Here is a 17,966-nt window from a genome sequence, read left to right as displayed (position 1 = left end):
TCATTTTAAAACATAAAAAAACTAAAAGATATTAAGGGGGGAATTTGTAATGAAGTATGTTGTGGGAATAGATTATGGAACACAATCAGGAAGAGCTGTAGTAGTTAATTGTGAAAATGGAAATGTAGTAGGGGAATCTGTTTATAATTATGCTGATGGAGTTATAGATGATTTACTACCAACTACTAAAGAAGAACTTCCAGTAGATTGGGCTCTACAAAATCCAAATGACTATTTAGAAGTATTATTTAGAGCAGTTCCAGATGCTGTACAAAAATCAGGAGTTAACAAAGAGGATATAGTGGGGGTAGGTATTGACTTTACTGCTTGTACAGTATTACCTATTAATGAAAAAGGTCAAGCACTATGCAACTTAGATGAGTATAAAAACAATCCACATGCTTGGACAAAATTATGGAAACATCATGGTGGACAGCCAGAAGCTAATATAATAAATGCGTTGGCTAAAGAAATGGGAGAGAGATTTTATAAAAGAATAGGTAAGATATCATCAGAGTTGTTATTACCTAAAATATTTGAACTAGTTAATGATGACCCACGACTTTATGATGAAATATATGCATTTATAGAAGGAACTGATTGGGTAACCATGCAAATGACAGGGAAATTAGTAAGAAGCAATGGAACTTTAGGATATAAAGCATTATGGAATAAAAGAGAAGGATTCCCAAGTAAAGAATTTATGGCAAAATTAAATCCAAAGCTAGAAAACTTCTATGAAGAAAAGTTATTTGGAGAAGTTAAAACATTAGGAGAAAAGGCAGGAGAATTACTGCCAGAAATGGCCGAAAAAATGGGACTTAATCCAGGAATAGCAGTAGCTGTTGGGAACATAGATGCTCATGTGTCTGCACCAGGATCTGGGGTTGTAGACAGTGGAAAAATGTTAATGATAATGGGAACTTCAATTTGTGATATTGTAATAGCAAAAGAAGAGAAACCAATGCCAGGAATATTTGGTTTAGTTGAAGATGGTGTTATACCAGGATTATACGGATATGAGGCAGGTCAAACTGCAGTGGGTGATATATTTGAATGGTTTGTAAATAACTGTGTTCCGGAAAATTATAACAAAGAAGCTAGAGATAGAAATATAGGAATACATGAATTATTAGAAGAAAAGGCATCGAAATTAAAGCCAGGTGAAAGTGGACTTGTAGCATTGGATTGGTTTAATGGTAATAGATCGATATTGGTTAATGCAGATTTAACAGGAATGATTTTAGGTATGACTCTACATACTAAGCCAGAAGAAATATATAGGGCGTTAATTGAAGCAACAGCATATGGTCAAAGAGTTATAATAGAATCATTTATAGAGCATGGAGTTCCAATAAATGAATTATATGCTTGTGGTGGATTATCACAAAAGAATAAGATGTTAATGCAAATATATGCAGATGTAACTAATAAACCAATAAAAGTTTCAGCAGAATTACAAACTACTTCTTTAGGATCTTCAATGTTTGCAGCTGTAGCAGCAGGTAAGGAAGTTGGAGGATATGAAAATATAGTAGATGCAGCAAATAATATGGCAAGGTTAAAAGATGAAGTATTTATTCCAATAGAAGAGAATGTAGAAGTTTATGAAAAATTATACAATGAGTATAAGATATTACATGACTATTTTGGAACTGGAATAAATGATTCAATGTTAAGATTAAAGAACATAAAAAAAGAAGTTAAAGAAAACGTACTAGAGGTACTAGCTTAATCTTTTTTAAGGGGGAATATTATGCTTGAGAATTTAAAAAAGGAAGTTTTTGAAGCTAATTTAGAACTAGTAAAACATAATTTAGTAATATTTACTTGGGGAAATGTAAGCGGAATAGACAGAAAAAATAATTTAATAGTAATAAAACCAAGTGGCGTTAGTTATGATGAAATGACTGAAAATGATATGGTAGTAGTAGATTTTGATGGAAATGTAGTTGAAGGAAATTTAAAACCATCATCAGATACTCAGACTCATATTGAATTATATAAAAAGTATGATGAAATAGGTGGAATAGTTCATACTCATTCAACATGGGCTACAGGATGGGCTCAAGCAAAATTGGATATTGTACCGCTAGGAACTACTCACAGTGATTATTTTTATGGAGATATACCATGTACTAGAGAATTAACAAAAAATGAAGTAGAATATGATTATGAAAAAAACACTGGATTAGTAATACTTGAAGAATTAGAAAAAAGAAATATACAACCATTAAGTGTACCAGGAATATTAGTAGCTAGTCACGGACCATTTTCATGGGGAAAAGATGCAAAAAATGCAGTATACAATGCAGTAGTATTAGAAGAAGTTGCAAAAATTAACTTTATATCAAAAAGCTTAAATCCAAATGTAAGTAATATAAATGATTATATATTAGATAAGCACTATCTTCGTAAACATGGGGAAAACGCTTACTACGGTCAGTAATATAAAGAGATATATTTATAAATTTACCTATTATTTAAATTAGAGAGGGGATTTAATATTATGGCTATTTTTAGAACGGCTATAGGTGGAACTATAGCAGGATTATTTGCAGGCGGAATATGGGGAGCATTTGCAGGAGAACCATATGGAATAATAGGAGGATGGTTTGCAGCTTTAGTTATAATAGGGTTATTGTGGTTTATGAATCACTATGTTGGACTTATACACAACTCAGCTGAGGGATCTTTTGTAGATATGGCAACTGCAATAGGTACAACTTGTATAGTCAGAGATTTAATGATGAAAGGTACAGCAGAGTTATCAGCTTCAATACCAACATTTATTTGTTTAGCAGTAGGAGGAGTTATTGGGGGAGTATTAGCTTATGTAGCTCAAAAAAGCATGGAAAAAGATAGTGAAGAATCTCTAAATGCTTAAGTTATAAAATATATTATAAAATATAGTGGAGGTATTGTTATGACCGTGCAATTTATATTTACTACAATTTTAGGAGGAGCTGTATTTGCTTTTCTATGCAACTTTGTTTGGGGAAAACTAGTTGATAATTTTGGTCCAATAGGAGGATGGATTGCAGCAGGTACACTTGTTGGAACTACTTGGGCTTTAAATCATGGAATAAATTTAGTACATCAAGGCGGAGGAATATGGATGGATATGGCAATAGCAGCGTGCTTTGGTGGTCTTACATTTTCTACAATGAATGGTGCTAGTTTAAAAAAATGTGTTCCGACAATATGTGGAACTATAATAGGTGGTATAATAGCAGGTACTGCATTATCATTTATTTTATAATTTTAAAACAGAAAGTAATAAATTAAAAAATAAGGGAATTTTAGGGGGAAAATATGAGAAGATTATTTAATGATCCATATGATATAGTTGAAGAAATGTTAGACGGATATGAAAAAGCTCATAAAGAAACAGTACATCTTTTAGAAAATGATAAAAGAGTAGTTGTTTACAATAAAGCACCTAAAACTGATAAAGTTGGTATAATAATAGGTGGAGGGTCTGGACATGAACCTTTATTCTTAGGATATGTTGGAGAGAACTTTGCTGATGCAGCAGTAATAGGAAATATAAATACCTCCCCATCTCCAGAACCTTGCTATAATGCTGCAAAAGCAGTTGATTCTGGTAAAGGGTGCTTATATATGTATGGAAATTATGCTGGAGATGTAATGAATTTTGATATGGGTGCAGAAATGGCAAAAGAAGAAGGTATAAGAGTTGAAACTGTTCTTGTAACTGACGATTGCATATCTTCTAAAGATATAGCTAATAGAAGGGGAGTTGCAGGAGACTTATTTGTATTTAAAACTGCATCTGCTAAAGCAGCTATGGGTGCAGATTTAGATGAAGTTAAAGCCATAGCGGAAAAGACAAATGCAAACTGTAGATCTATGGGGGTTGCAATGTCTTCATCTACACTACCTGTTGCTGGAAAATGTATCTTTGAAATGGAAGAAGGAGATATGGAAATAGGTATGGGAATACATGGAGAACCCGGAATAAAAAGAGAAAAGCTACGTTCAGCTGACGAAGTAATGACTGAAATAATGGAAAATATACTACCAGACTTACCTTATGAAAATGGTGATGAAGTATATGTATTAGTTAATGGTCTTGGTGGAACTCCATTAATGGATTTACATGTGTGTTATAGAAAAGTACACGACATACTAATAGAAAAAGGTATAAAAGTATACAAATCCTTAGTAGGTACATATGCATCTTCTATGGATATGTGTGGAATGTCTGTTACTTTATTAAAGCTTGATGATGAGTTAAAAGAAGCTATGGATTATCCATGTGACACTCCATATTTTACAATAAAATAATAAATTATATGAAAATGTTTTCAAAAATTATTTTAATAATCAAAGGGAGTGGAGATTGTGACTAATATAAGTTTGGATAAAAGTTATTTTATAAATGTAATAAAAGATTTAGCAAAAATGGTTGAAGAAAAAAATGAATATTTTACTAAGCTAGACTCTGAAATAGGAGATGGTGATCATGGTATAAATTTAAATATAGGTTTCAGAGAAGTTATGAAGCAACTTCCAACATGGGAGGAGTTAGATTTAACTGCTTTATTTAAAAAAGTTGGAATGAGTTTATTAGGTAAGGTAGGAGGTTCTTCTGGACCATTATACGGAAGTTTCTTTATGAAATTTGGAGTACCAGCAGCTAACAAAAATGAAGTTAATTTTAGTGAATTTTATCAAATGTTTAAAATAGGTATAGAGGCAATAGAATCAAGAGGTAAGGCTGTTGTTGGAGAAAAAACAATGGTTGATGCATTAAGACCGGCTTTAGATGAATTTACAAAATCTATAGAATTAGGGTTAGAGCCAGAAGAATGCTTTGAAAATTTTGTAAGAGCAGCTAATACTGGAGCAGAACGTACTATAGATATTGTTGCTCAAAAAGGTAGAGCAATGAGGTTAGGAGAAAGGTCAATTGGTCATATGGACCCAGGTGCAGCATCATCATGTTACATACTAGAGGTATTTAATAACAATTTAAAAGATTATATAAATAAACAATAATACAACTAAGATAAGATAAAAATAAAGATTAATTTGAAAATATATCCTATATGGTAGACACGAGAAAAAGCGTGTATATCAATATAGGATTTTTTATGAAATTATAAATCCAAGAAAAATTTTTATAAACATATTATTTGATATTGATTCAAATAAGATTAAGTGTATTAAATGAACTATTTTAAGATTTAGAACTAATTATAAACTTAAATTTAGTAAAAAGCTATAGAATCATTATAATAACTATATTGATTAATGGAATTAAAAAAAGCTAGATCCGACACAATATATGGATTAGCTTTTAATTGTTTCTTAAACAATCTAAATAGTATATTTATTGGCATATATTAACGTTTAAACCAGCATTTCGGTATTTTTCTATAATTAATGAGTCAGCCTTTTTATCTGTTATTAATAAATCTATATCCGTAGATTTTATAAAGGATGCAGTTGACACTTTTTCTAATTTGGTAGAGTCTAATAGAGCAACTAATTTTTTAGATCTTTTTAACATTTGTTTTTTTAATTCAACTTCATATATATTAAAATCTGTTAAGCCTTCATCTAAAGTAAAACCATGAGCTGATATAAAAGAAACATCTGCATTCACTTTACTTAACAAATCACAACCTAGTAGACCTTCAGTACATCCTGAGTTTTTAGTAACAATACCACCTATGAATATAACTGTAATGTTAGGTACATCCTTTAGGGCTAACATTGTATAAATACCATTAGTAACTACTGTTAATCTATCAAAAATATGTAATTTTTTTGCCAAAGCCAAAGATGTTGAGCTTGCATCCAATAAAATGCATTGATCATTTTGTATTAATTGTATTGCTTCATTAGCTATTGCATCTTTTTCGAAATTATTAAGCTTATCTCTTTTATGGAATTCAAGATTGTTAGATTGATTTAATAATGCTGCACCGCCATGAAATTTTTTTACGAGCTGTTCTTTTTCTAAAAAATTGAGATCATTTCTAATAGTTGCTGCAGATACATTTAATTGTTCACAAAGTTCGTTTGTAGTCATTCTAATATTTTTATTTAATAACTCTATTATTTTATTATGACGATCAAGTGTTAGCATAAGATATCACCTCCAGAACACGTATTTATTTTGTTTGTTATAATTTAAACTATATCATATTGAAAATAAAAATACAATTTATATCGATTGGTTATGGATGCTATATTAATAACAAAATATTTGAATTAGAAAAAAGTTTGATAATTATGTATTTAAATTTACAATTGATCATAAAAAGATATAAGACTATAATTTATTTTTAGATAGAGTATCAAAGATTGACGAGAATATAAAGATAAAATGCAATTAGGGATATATAAAAAATATAATGTTGCATATTAAATAATCGTCAGCTATAATTTAATTAATAAAAGAAAACGTTAAAGTTTAAAAATAAATACTTAGGCTAAGAGTAAAGAGAGCCTCCTATACAAATAAGTCGTGTAGGGGGCTCTTTATGTTTTTTTTACGAAAATAAGCTAAATACTGGAGGGAAAATATATGTATGATGTAGCAATAATTGGGGCTGGTATAACAGGTAGCTCAATAGCAAGAGAACTATCTAAATATAACTTAAATATTGTAGTGCTTGAAAAGGGTGTTGAAGTATGCCAAGGAACAACTAAGGCTAATAGTGCTATAGTTCATGGTGGGTTTGATGCAAAAGAAGGAAGTCTAAAAGCAAAGTTAAATGTAAGAGGTAATGAGTTGTATCCAAAATTATGCAAAGATTTAAATGTAGAATTTAAACAAATTGGATCCTTAGTTCTTGCATTTAATGAAGAAGAGCAAAAGCATATAGAAGAGCTTTATAAAAGAGGAGTAAAAAATAATTCAAAAGGACTTAAATTATTAAACAAAGAAGAAGTATTAGATATAGAGCCAAATGTAAATAAAAATGTTGTTGGAGCACTACTTTGTGAAAGTGCAGGAATAGTATGTCCGTTTAATTTAAATATAGCCCTTATGGAAAATGCTATAAATAATGGAGTTGAATTAAATCTTCAATCAGAAGTCTTAGGAATAAGAAAGGAAGACGAGTTATTTAATATAATAACTTCAAAGGGGAATATAAAAGCTAAATATATAATAAATGCTGCAGGTGTATATGCTGACAAAATAAATAAAATGATTGGTGGAAATGAGTATCGTATAACTGCAAGAAAGGGAGAATATAAAATTCTTGATAAGTCAGAAGGTAAAATAGCTAATCATGTTTTATTCCAATGTCCAAGTATCAAAGGAAAGGGTGTACTAGTAACACAAACTGTACATGGAAATTTATTAGTAGGTCCAAATGCAAATGAAGTTAATGATAAAGAAGATATAACAACTACAAAAGATGGAATAAATGAAATAGTAGAAGCTTCAAGAAAAACTATTGATACTATAGATTTTAGAAAGACAATAACATCTTTCTCAGGGCTTAGAGCAACATCTTCAACAGGAGATTTTTGCATATTTGCATCAAAAATATCTAAAAACTTTATAAATGTAGGTGGAATAGAATCTCCAGGGTTAGCATCAGCACCAGCAATAGCAGAATATGTAATGGGAATTTTAAGAGAAGAAGGTTTAGTATTAGAAGAAAAAACAAATTTCAATCCAATAAGAGAAAAATATAAGCCATTTATTTATATGAGTAAAGAAGAAAAAGAAGAGATAATAAAACAAGATGAAAGATATAAAAAAATAATATGTAGATGTGAAAGTGTTACAGAAGGGGAAATTGTAGATGCTATAAATAGACCTTGTGGAGCGAGAACTGTAGATGGTGTAAAAAGAAGGGTAAGACCAGGAATGGGAAGATGCCAAGGAGGATTCTGTGGACCTAAAGTAATAGAAATACTATCAAGAGAATTGCATATACCAGTTGAAGATATTTTAAAGGATTATGAAAATTCAAATGTAGTATTAGGAAAAGTAAAAGAGTTAAGGGGTGAGTTAGTTGAGATATAATGTTGTAGTTATTGGAGGAGGACCTGCAGGTCTAGGTGCTGCGCTTGAAGCTAAGAGAAATGGCGCTGGAGATGTTCTTATAATAGAAAGAGATAGAGAGCTTGGTGGAATACTTAACCAATGTATACACAATGGTTTTGGTCTTCATGTATTTAAAGAAGAGTTAACAGGTCCGGAATATGCTGGTAGATTTATAAATATGGTAAAAGAAGAAAATATAGACTATATGTTAAATACTATGGTTCTTAATATAAATGAAGATAAAACTATAGAAGCACTTGGAGAAGAAGGACTGATAAATATTGAATCTGATGCAATAATTTTAGCTATGGGATGTAGAGAGAGGACTAGAGGTGCTATAGACATACCTGGATATAGACCTGCAGGAGTATACACAGCAGGAGCAGCTCAAAGGCTTAGCAATATGGATGGTTATATGGTAGGTAAAGAAATAGTTATATATGGATCTGGAGATATAGGATTAATAATGGCTAGACGTATGACTTTGGAAGGAGCAAAAGTAAAGGCTGTAGTAGAAATAAATCCACATTCAAGTGGTCTTACTAGAAATATAGTACAATGTTTGAATGACTTTGATATACCTTTAAAATTAAGTACATCTATAAGCTACATACATGGTAAAAATAGAGTAACAGGTGTAACACTTTCTAAATTAGATGAAAATAGAAATCCAATACCGGGAGAAGATGAGTTTATAGAATGTGATACAGTATTACTGTCAGTTGGATTAATACCAGAAAACGAACTTAGTGTTGATGCAGGAGTAAATTTAGATATGAGAACTAGTGGACCTATAGTAAACAATTCTATGCTAACTAACATTGATGGAGTATTCGCTTGTGGTAATGTAGTTCATGTTCATGATTTAGTAGATTTTGTTACTAAGGAAAGTAAAGTAGCAGGAAAAAATGCAGCTATGTACTGTTTAAATAAATTAGAAAAAAATGAAACAGTTAATACTATAGCAGGAGATGGAATTGGTTATATAGTTCCTCAAAATATAGATACAAAAACTGATGAAGATATTAACTTATTTATGAGAGTTAGAAACATATATAAAAATAAAAAATTAGTTGTTAAAAGTGATGATAAGGTTGTTTTAGAAAAGAAAAGAAAGCATATGATTCCATCTGAAATGGAAAGTATTAATATAAGTAAAGATATATTAAAAAATATTACAGGAAATATATCTATAAGTATAGAGGAGGCTTAAGTATGAGTGCGGTTGGAACTTTAGTCAAAACAGAATTAACTTGCATAGTATGCCCTATGGGATGTCAATTAAGTCTAGAGCATATAGGAGATGAATTCAAAGTAGAGGGAAATACTTGCAAAAGAGGTGAAAAGTATGCAAAAGAAGAGCTTACTAATCCAAAGAGAGTAATAACTACTACCGTAAAGCTTGAAAACTCATATTTACAACTACTTCCAGTTAAAACTGATGATTCTATTCCAAAAGGAATGATGTTTGATATTATGAAAGAATTGGATAAATTAAAAATAACTGCACCAGTTAATGTTGGTGATATAATTATAGAAAATGTTCTTAATACAGGAGTAAATATAATAAGTTCTAAGAGTGTAGAAGCCTTATAATTATTTAGGAAAATTATATTAAAAAAAATAGTATACTATAGCTAAAAAAAGAGAATGTCTATAGATTTGTGTAAATAAGATTTTTTATAATTTATATTACTGGAAATTTCAAATTCCAGTAATATTTTTTTATTTTTGAGAAATACTAATACTGGAATTCTTTACACAATTATTATGTGTTTAATTTAGTTATTTATACACTAAATTTTCCATAATTTTAAAAAAATTTATATTGTGTAAGAGTTAGGTATCCTTTCTCCAAACATAATTGTAAGCTGTCCTAAAGTAGACGCCCAATTTTGGTTTGGAGAGGTCCATTTCTCCATAATTTTCATGGTAGATAAATATAGTGATTTTCTTAGTGACTCATCTGTTGGAAATACAGTTCTTACCTTAGTATATTTTCTTAACTGTCTATTAAATCCCTCAAGAGCATTTGTAGTATAAATAATTCTTCTAATTTCATGTGGATATTCAAAATACGTATTCAGATTACTCCAGTTATTGTACCATGAATCTATTACAACAGAATATTTTGAATACCATTTCTCCTTAAGAATATCTAAATTTTTAAGTGCTGTTTCTTCGTTAAATGCCCTATAAACACTTTTTAAATCTTTCATAAACTCTCTCTGATCTTTTGATGCTATATATTTAAGAGAGTTTCTAATTTGATGAACTATACAAGTTTGAATACTTACATCTGGATATACAGTTTTAATTGCTTCAGGTAGACCTTTTAAACCATCCATACATGCAATTAAAATATCATCTACGCCTCTATTTTTCAAATCATTACAAACTGATAGCCAAAATTTTGCGCCTTCTGATTCACCAATCCAAATACCTAATATATCTTTTTTTCCTTTCATATCTAAAGCCATACATATATATGCTGCCTTTGAAACTATTTTATTATCATCTCTTACTTTAAAATGCATAGCATCCATATATACGATTGGGTATATTTCATCAAGTTCTCTGCTTTGCCATTCGGCGGCAGCCTCTACAACCTTATCTGTTATCTTAGATATCATTGCAGGAGACACATCAATGCCATATAGTTCTTCCATTTCAGATTGGATATCTCTTACACTCATACCACAGGCATAAAGACCTATTATTTTTTTATCTAGTTCATTACATACAGTTTCATACTTTTTAACAACCTTCGGTTCAAATTGTGCTTTTCTATCTCTTGGTATATCTAGGCCAACTTCACCAAAACTACTTTCAATAGTCTTAGAACTATATCCATTCCTATAGTTTGGATTAGCTTCATTACTTCTTTCATGCCTTTCTCTTCCCAGATGTTCTTCCATTTCTGCTTCTAGCAATTGTTGGATAATATCTTTGAACAGCTTTTGCATTAATCCATTTTTACCAACTACATCTTCCATGGTTTTACATTTTCTTACTTCAGCTTGGTAGTCTAAATCTGGAATAATTATTTCTCTTTGATCTTTCATTTCTTTACCTCCAAAAGTTTAATATGAATATTATTCCAAACTTACCAATTTTACATTCAAAAAAGACTGTAGGTAAGTTTGTATTTACACAAAACTACCTACAGTCCCGAATCTAATTAGATTCTCTTTTTTCTTAATATTGTCATTTTAATAATTGTATATTTATAAAATCTATATAAACAGCTCTAAATCTTATTCATCTATTTTAGAAAGTTATTTTAAATCTAGATATTATCTAATTATTTGTCTTATCTACTACCATAAAAAATTCAGAAGGATTAAAATTTATTATCATAACAATTATCAAAAATAAATTTTTCAAATTTAGATCTAAATTAATTTATATACTTTCAAATAGTTATTATACATATTTTCTAACAAACCCTTGTTAATATATATTTTTTATGTCAATATAAATATATGTATTTTAATTTATTTTGTTGATATCAGTAAGATTGAAAATTAAATAAAGTATTAATAAATAAACAAATTAAAATTATTTTAGGAGAAAAACATGATAAAAAAAATAGGGAAAATAACTATATATGTAAACAATCAAGAAGAAGCTAAAAGATTTTGGACTGAAAAATTAAATTTTATAGTAAAGTTTGAACAAGCTATGGGGCCTAATATGAAGTGGATAGAAGTTGGACCTAATGAAGATGAATTTACTACGTTTATTTTATATGATAAAAATATGATGAAGATTCAAAATCCAAATGCTAGTTTAGGACATCCAAATATTATCTTAAGTACAGATGATATAGATACTACATATAACAATATGAAGTCAAATGGAGTAATTGTTGATAAGATAATGACAATGCCTTATGGAAGAATGTTCTCGTTTAAAGACCAAGATGGAAATGATTATTTAATAAGAGAAGATAAATTTTAATATGAATAAGAAAACATGTTTCAAAAGAATTTAGAAATATCTAAATTAAAATTTTGAGACATGTTTTTTTATATTTATTCCAAAACATATGCATATAAGAATATAAAATTACATATATATTTATAAGTTTGAAAGGAATGTTACAGGGGGGAATAAACAAATGAGATACTATAACAAATCAAGTGATGAAACCTTAAAGTATTTAAAAGTAAATTCAGAAGTTGGACTAAGTGCTAATGACGTAGATGAGAGAATAAAAAAATATGGATTTAATGAATTTAAAGTTAAAGAAGGTAAGTCTTTAATAGAAGAAATTAGTGACAGTATTATGGAACCAATGATACTTATTCTACTGGCAGCAGCTGTTATAAGTTCTTTTGTAGGCGAAGTTCATGACGCTATTGGAATTTTAGGTGCTGTTATTTTAGGACTAGCTATAGGGGCTGCTACAGAGAGTAAATCTAAAAAGGCAGCACAAGCACTTTCAAAATTAACTGAAAATATAGAAGTTAAAGTATTGAGAAATGGTAATATTCATCAAGTACCTAAGAGAGATTTAGTTCCTGGTGATATTGTTTATATAGAAAGTGGAGATATGATACCTGCCGATGGTAGGCTTATAGAATCAATAAATTTAAAAGTAAGAGAGGACATGCTTACTGGAGAATCAGCAGATGTTGTTAAAGATTCAGAAAAAATTATAGATATGGAAGTTGTCTATGGTAAAACTGAAATAATAGAACAAGAAACCATTCCAGCAAAACAGGTAAATATGGTATTTGGAGGAACTCTTGTTGCTTATGGTAGAGGGATGATGGTAGTAACTTCCACAGGTGATAAAACTGAAATGGGTAAAATAGCACAAAATATAGGTTCTGATGATATTCAAACACCCCTTCAAATAAAGCTTGGAAAACTTGGAGCTAAAATAGCAGTAATTTCTGGGATTATAGCATCCATATTATTTGCATTTATGATAATAAAAATGAGTGTTAATGGTGAACTTATCTTAGATACATCTGGAATATTAGCATTCTTAAAGTCATTAGAGCCAGCAAAAGATGTATATATGGTATGCATAGCTTTAATTGTAGCTACTGTTCCAGAAGGATTACCAACTATGGTTAATATTACACTTGCTATAACTATGCAGAAGATGGCAAAGATAAATGCTTTAGTAACAAAAAAAGAGGCGTGCGAAACTATTGGATGTGTATCTGTAATATGTTCTGATAAAACAGGTACATTAACTCAAAATAAGATGATGGTTGAAGTTGCATATGTAGATGGTAAATATATTGATACTAGTGAATATAAGAGTAATAGTTATTTTGAAGAAAATTGTATAGTAAACTCAACTGCAGATATTGAAAAAGAGGAAAACTCTTATAAGTATATAGGAAGTGCAACAGAATGCGCTCTACTTTTATATCATAGAAATAAAGATTATAATAAGTTAAGAAAAGAAACTAATTTAATATCTCAAATTCCATTTAGTTCAGATAAAAAAAGAATGTCATCATTAATAAATAAAGAAGGATATGGAGTATTTTTAACTAAAGGAGCACCAGAAATACTTTTAGAGAGATGTGCTTATATGCAAAAAGGAAGAGATATTGTAGAAATGACATCTCAAATGAAAAAAGAACTATTACGAGAAATTAAAAAACTTCAATTAAAATCTATGAGAACTTTAGGTTTTGCATATAAAAATATAGACATTTCAGCTATGCAAGTGGCAACTACATATGATGATGAAATAGCAATTAGCGAATGTTTGGAACCTTATGAAAATGATAGAAATTTAATATTTGGAGGTTTTGTAGGAATTATAGATCCTTTAAGAGATGGAGTAAAAGAATCTATACAAATAGCTTATGATGCAGGTGTAAAAGTAAAAATGCTTACAGGAGATAATATAAATACAGCAGTAGCTATAGGTGAAGAAATAGGTCTTTTAGATGATGGAAAAAAAGCTGTTGAAGCAACTTATATAGATATATTAACAGATGAAGAATTAAGAGAAGAAATAAATGATATATCTATAGTTGCTAGATCTAAGCCTGATACAAAAATGCGAATAGTACAAGCCCTTCAAGCAAATTCAGAGGTAGTAGCAGTTACAGGAGATGGAATAAACGATGCTCCAGCTTTAAGTAAAGCAGATGTTGGAATTTCAATGGGAATATCAGGTACAGAAGTTTCAAAAAATGCATCGGATATAATATTAACAGATGATAGTTTTAGTACGATAGTTGATGGAATTAAATGGGGAAGGGGTATATATGAGAACTTCCAAAGATTCATACAATTTCAATTGACTGTAAATATAGTAGCATTTATGATAGCGGTAATATCACAGATAATGGGAAGAGAAATGCCATTTACTACTATACAACTATTATGGGTAAATATAATTATGGATGGACCGCCAGCATTAGCATTAGGATTAGAACCAGTACGAGATTATGTCATTAAGAGAAAACCAATAAAAAGAAATGCAGGTATTATAGCTAGAAGTATGTATGTTAATATTATTATTAATGCATTCCTTATAATGTTTATAGTTCATCTTCAAGAATTTTTTAATATACTTAATGCTACACCACAAGAGAAAGGTACTGTTGTATTTTCACTTTTTGCTTTTAGTGCATTATTTAATGCTTTAAATTGTAGAGAATTTGGACTTAATAGCACAATACCAAATTTATTTAAGAATAAGTTAGCATTAGAAGTTATATTTATGACTGCAGTTGCACAGATAGTTTTTACTCAAGTATTTAAAGGATTTTTCAATTCTGTTGCCTTAAGTGTATCTATGTGGATAAAAATAATATTATTATCATCAATGGTTCTTGTATTAAATGAGATAGTTAAGTTTATTTTTAGAGTTATAAAGAAGCAGGGGAATATAGTTAGAGGAAAATTTTAAGCCTATTATTATCAAATTTAGATATATAACGTCTAATACTGTGATCTATAATATATATAAATTATTGAGTAAAGTTTAACTTTAAATTTAACGAATACTTAACATAAAAATAGTTGCACTAAATATGTTTTATGTATATAATAATAACAAATAAAAAAATTCCCTTGAAGGGGAGTAGCTTTCACAATTCATTGTGATAATCAATCGTCAATTCGGAATAAAACCCCGGTTGATTAGCGAGTATATTAACTTGTTAGCAAGACCTTCAGAGTAGAATAAAATCTACTTTGGTGGTCTTTTTTTATTTGTAAAATTTAAATTTGGAGGGAAATGTATGTTTTACAAAAAAACAAGCGAAGAAATTATAAGACAGATGGGGAGTAATCTTGAAGGGTTATCTCAAAAAGAAGCTCAAAAAAGATTACAAGAAAACGGCTATAACGAGTTAGAGGAAAAAGAAAAAACTCCAACATGGAAACTGTTTATAGAGAGTTTTAAAGATCCTTTAGTAGTAATACTTTTAATGGCAGCTTTAGTTCAAATATTTTTAGGTGAAGTAGTAGAGTCAAGTATAATATTTGCTGTTTTAATATTAAACTCAATATTAGGCGTTGTTCAAACTAAAAAAGCAGAAGGTTCTTTAGAGAGTTTAAAGCAATTATCAGTTCCAAATGCAAAAGTTATTAGAGATGGACTTAAGATAACAGTTCCATCTAGAGAATTAGTAGTTGGAGATATTGTAATTCTTGAAGCTGGAGATTATGTTCCTGCAGATGGAAGGATTATAGAAGCTCAAACTTTTAAAGTTGTAGAAGGGATGCTAACAGGTGAATCTGAGCCAGTACTAAAACATGAAAATAAAATAGATGAAGACTGTGCCTTAGGGGATCAAAAAAATATGGTATTTAGTGGTTCCATGGTAGTTTATGGTAGAGCTGTATATGTAGTTACTAATTGTGGTATGAATACTGAGGTTGGTAAGATAGCGAATTTACTGGATACAGCAGAAAGTAAAGAAACGCCACTTCAAAAGAAACTAGATGAGTTTGGTAAAAAGTTAGGAATAGGTATAGTTGGACTATCAATTTTGATATTTGGAGTTCAAGTTATAAGAGGTGGAAATATAGTAGATTCATTCATGTTTGCAATAGCAATAGCAGTTGCAGCAATACCAGAAGCTTTATCTTCTATAGTTACTATAGTTTTAGCAATGGGAACAAATACTATGGCTAAAAAGCAAGCAGTTATAAGAAAGTTGCCAGCAGTTGAAACTTTAGGTTCAACAAGTGTAATATGTACAGACAAAACTGGAACTCTTACTCAAAATAAAATGACTGTAGTGGATTATTATATGTACGGAGTTAAAAAATTGGCTTTAGCTAATAACACAAATGGATGTGAAGTTGCAGCAACGGATATCTCATCAAATCAAGAGATGGCTTTATCATTAGCTTCTATACTTTGCAACGATTCAGATATAACTAATGAAGGTGTCGAAATAGGAGATCCAACAGAAGTTGCTCTTATAAATTATGCAAGCAAAAATAATTTAAACTATAAGACTATTAGAGAGAAACATAATAGATTAAATGAATTACCTTTTGATAGTGATAGAAAGCTAATGTCAACTGTAAATAAAGTAGATGGAAATGTACTTATGTTTACAAAAGGTGCTCCAGATGTTATATTTAGTAGATGTAAATATGCATTAAATGATGGAGAATTAGTACCAATAAATGAAGATATAATAAATGAATATAAAAATATAAATGAAGAGTTTTCAAATAAAGCTCTTAGAGTTCTTGCATTTGCTACTAAAAATATAGATGATGAAAATTTTGTACCATCGCTAGATGATGAAAATGAATTAACTTTAATAGGTTTAATGGCAATGATAGATCCTCCTAGAGAAGAGGTTTATGAAGCTGTAAGAGAAGCAAAAGAATCTGGTATAAAAACAGTAATGATAACAGGTGATCATAAAACTACAGCTGCAGCAATAGCAAAAGATATAGGTATAATGGTTGATGGAGATTTAGCTCTAACTGGTCAAGAATTAGATAGCTTAAGCGAAGAAGAATTAGATGAAAAGTTAGAGCATATATCGGTATATGCAAGAGTTTCACCAGAAAATAAAATCAGAATAGTAAAAGCATGGCAGAAAAAAGGAAAGATAACAGCTATGACAGGAGATGGAGTAAATGATGCTCCAGCATTAAAGCAAGCTGATATAGGAATTGGAATGGGTAGTGGAACAGAAGTTGCAAAAGATGCTTCAGCAATGGTACTTTTAGATGATAACTTTGCTACAATAGTAAATGCAATTGAGGTAGGAAGAACAGTTTATAACAATATTAAAAAATCTATAACTTATTTATTCTCAGGAAATTTAGGTGGTATAATAGCAATATTATTTGCAGTAATGGCAGATTGGGCAAATCCATTTACGACATTACAATTATTGTTTATAAATTTAGTGACAGATTCATTACCTGCAATAGCTTTAGGTTTTGAAAAACCAGAAAAAGGAGTTATGAAGAATCCTCCTAGAGAACAAGATGAAAGTATATTAGCTGGTGGAACATTAAAGACTGTATTAATAAGAGGAAGTATTATAGGTATAGTTACAATACTTGCTCAATATATAGGAATGAAACATTCTCCAGAATTAGGAACAGCAATGGCATTTGCAACTTTAACTTTATCTAGAATTATCCAAACATTTGCTTCTAGATCTAATACGGAAACAATATTTAAATTAGGATTTACTAGCAATAAATATGCATTAGGTGCAGTGGTAGTTTGTTTAGGTATGTTTAGCTTGACATTAGTTCCATTTATGAGAGGTGTGTTTGATATACCAATGTCTTATGATTTAAGTAGTTTTATAATATGCTTTGGATTAGCAATATTTGCAAGTTTAGCTATGGAATCTACTAAATTTATAAAGAGATAAATTAAAATAATATATAATAAATCCCTTAATTAAAAAAATATAATTAAGGGATTATTTTTATAAAATAAATAATA

Annotated in this window: 14 protein-coding genes; 12 read left to right on the top strand and 2 right to left on the bottom strand. The window is 29.6% G+C overall.

The annotated features are described in order from the left end of the window. The first annotated feature begins 49 nt into the window (after window positions 1-49). Genes HF520_RS08750 through dhaL form a run of 6 tightly spaced genes read left to right on the top strand, consistent with a single transcriptional unit; the run spans window position 50 to window position 5,025 of the window. Complete coding sequence (locus HF520_RS08750) at window positions 50-1,735, top strand: ribulokinase (protein ID WP_168573660.1); 1,686 nt, start codon at window positions 50-52, stop codon at window positions 1,733-1,735. A gap of 21 nt (window positions 1,736-1,756) precedes the next feature. Then, window positions 1,757-2,449: an L-ribulose-5-phosphate 4-epimerase gene (locus HF520_RS08745; RefSeq protein ID WP_168573659.1), complete on the top strand. Its 693-nt coding sequence runs from the start codon at window positions 1,757-1,759 to the stop codon at window positions 2,447-2,449. A 60-nt stretch (window positions 2,450-2,509) separates the two neighbouring features. Beyond that, window positions 2,510-2,887: a Lin0368 family putative glycerol transporter subunit gene (locus HF520_RS08740; protein ID WP_168573658.1), complete on the top strand. Its 378-nt coding sequence runs from the start codon at window positions 2,510-2,512 to the stop codon at window positions 2,885-2,887. 39 nt (window positions 2,888-2,926) lie between these two features. Continuing rightward, window positions 2,927-3,262: a Lin0368 family putative glycerol transporter subunit gene (locus HF520_RS08735; protein ID WP_168573657.1), complete on the top strand. Its 336-nt coding sequence runs from the start codon at window positions 2,927-2,929 to the stop codon at window positions 3,260-3,262. Between the two features lie 53 nt (window positions 3,263-3,315). Beyond that, window positions 3,316-4,311, top strand: coding sequence for a dihydroxyacetone kinase subunit DhaK (locus HF520_RS08730; RefSeq protein WP_168573656.1), 996 nt, complete (start codon window positions 3,316-3,318; stop codon window positions 4,309-4,311). Between the two features lie 57 nt (window positions 4,312-4,368). After that, on the top strand, window positions 4,369-5,025 hold the full coding sequence (dhaL, locus tag HF520_RS08725; RefSeq protein ID WP_207710989.1) for a dihydroxyacetone kinase subunit DhaL: 657 nt from the start codon (window positions 4,369-4,371) through the stop codon (window positions 5,023-5,025). Window positions 5,026-5,359: 334 nt separating this feature from the next. On the opposite strand, the gene HF520_RS08720 is transcribed toward dhaL, so the two are convergent. Then, entirely contained in the window at window positions 5,360-6,121 is a 762-nt protein-coding gene (locus HF520_RS08720) for a DeoR/GlpR family DNA-binding transcription regulator (RefSeq protein ID WP_168573655.1), read from the bottom strand. A 441-nt stretch (window positions 6,122-6,562) separates the two neighbouring features. On the opposite strand from HF520_RS08720, the gene HF520_RS08715 reads away from it, so the two are divergent. Genes HF520_RS08715 through HF520_RS08705 form a run of 3 tightly spaced genes read left to right on the top strand, consistent with a single transcriptional unit; the run spans window position 6,563 to window position 9,637 of the window. After that, on the top strand, window positions 6,563-8,020 hold the full coding sequence (locus HF520_RS08715) for an NAD(P)/FAD-dependent oxidoreductase (RefSeq protein WP_168573654.1): 1,458 nt from the start codon (window positions 6,563-6,565) through the stop codon (window positions 8,018-8,020). After that, window positions 8,010-9,254, top strand: coding sequence for an NAD(P)/FAD-dependent oxidoreductase (locus HF520_RS08710; protein WP_168573653.1), 1,245 nt, complete (start codon window positions 8,010-8,012; stop codon window positions 9,252-9,254). The genes HF520_RS08715 and HF520_RS08710 overlap by 11 nt, the downstream gene beginning before the upstream one ends. Window positions 9,255-9,256: 2 nt before the next feature. Next, entirely contained in the window at window positions 9,257-9,637 is a 381-nt protein-coding gene (locus HF520_RS08705; protein WP_168573652.1) for a DUF1667 domain-containing protein, read from the top strand. 227 nt (window positions 9,638-9,864) lie between these two features. On the opposite strand, the gene HF520_RS08700 is transcribed toward HF520_RS08705, so the two are convergent. Beyond that, complete coding sequence (locus tag HF520_RS08700; protein WP_168572333.1) at window positions 9,865-11,106, bottom strand: IS256 family transposase; 1,242 nt, start codon at window positions 11,104-11,106, stop codon at window positions 9,865-9,867. Window positions 11,107-11,620: 514 nt separating this feature from the next. Here HF520_RS08700 and HF520_RS08695 point away from each other — a divergent pair. From HF520_RS08695 to HF520_RS08685, 3 genes are all read left to right on the top strand, one after another. Further along, entirely contained in the window at window positions 11,621-12,004 is a 384-nt protein-coding gene (locus HF520_RS08695) for a VOC family protein (RefSeq protein WP_168573651.1), read from the top strand. Window positions 12,005-12,164: 160 nt separating this feature from the next. Further along, the gene (locus HF520_RS08690) at window positions 12,165-14,936 is read left to right on the top strand and encodes a calcium-translocating P-type ATPase, PMCA-type (RefSeq protein ID WP_168573650.1); all 2,772 of its coding nucleotides are present in this window, start codon (window positions 12,165-12,167) and stop codon (window positions 14,934-14,936) included. 334 nt (window positions 14,937-15,270) lie between these two features. Continuing rightward, window positions 15,271-17,892, top strand: coding sequence for a cation-translocating P-type ATPase (locus HF520_RS08685; protein ID WP_168573649.1), 2,622 nt, complete (start codon window positions 15,271-15,273; stop codon window positions 17,890-17,892). Window positions 17,893-17,966: the final 74 nt, after the last annotated feature.

The sequence above is a fragment of the Romboutsia sp. CE17 genome (assembly GCF_012317385.1).
Lineage (GTDB): Bacteria > Bacillota > Clostridia > Peptostreptococcales > Peptostreptococcaceae > Romboutsia_E.
The sequence above is the reverse complement of the archived record's forward strand: the minus strand, read 5'-3'. Positions and strand labels throughout refer to the sequence as shown.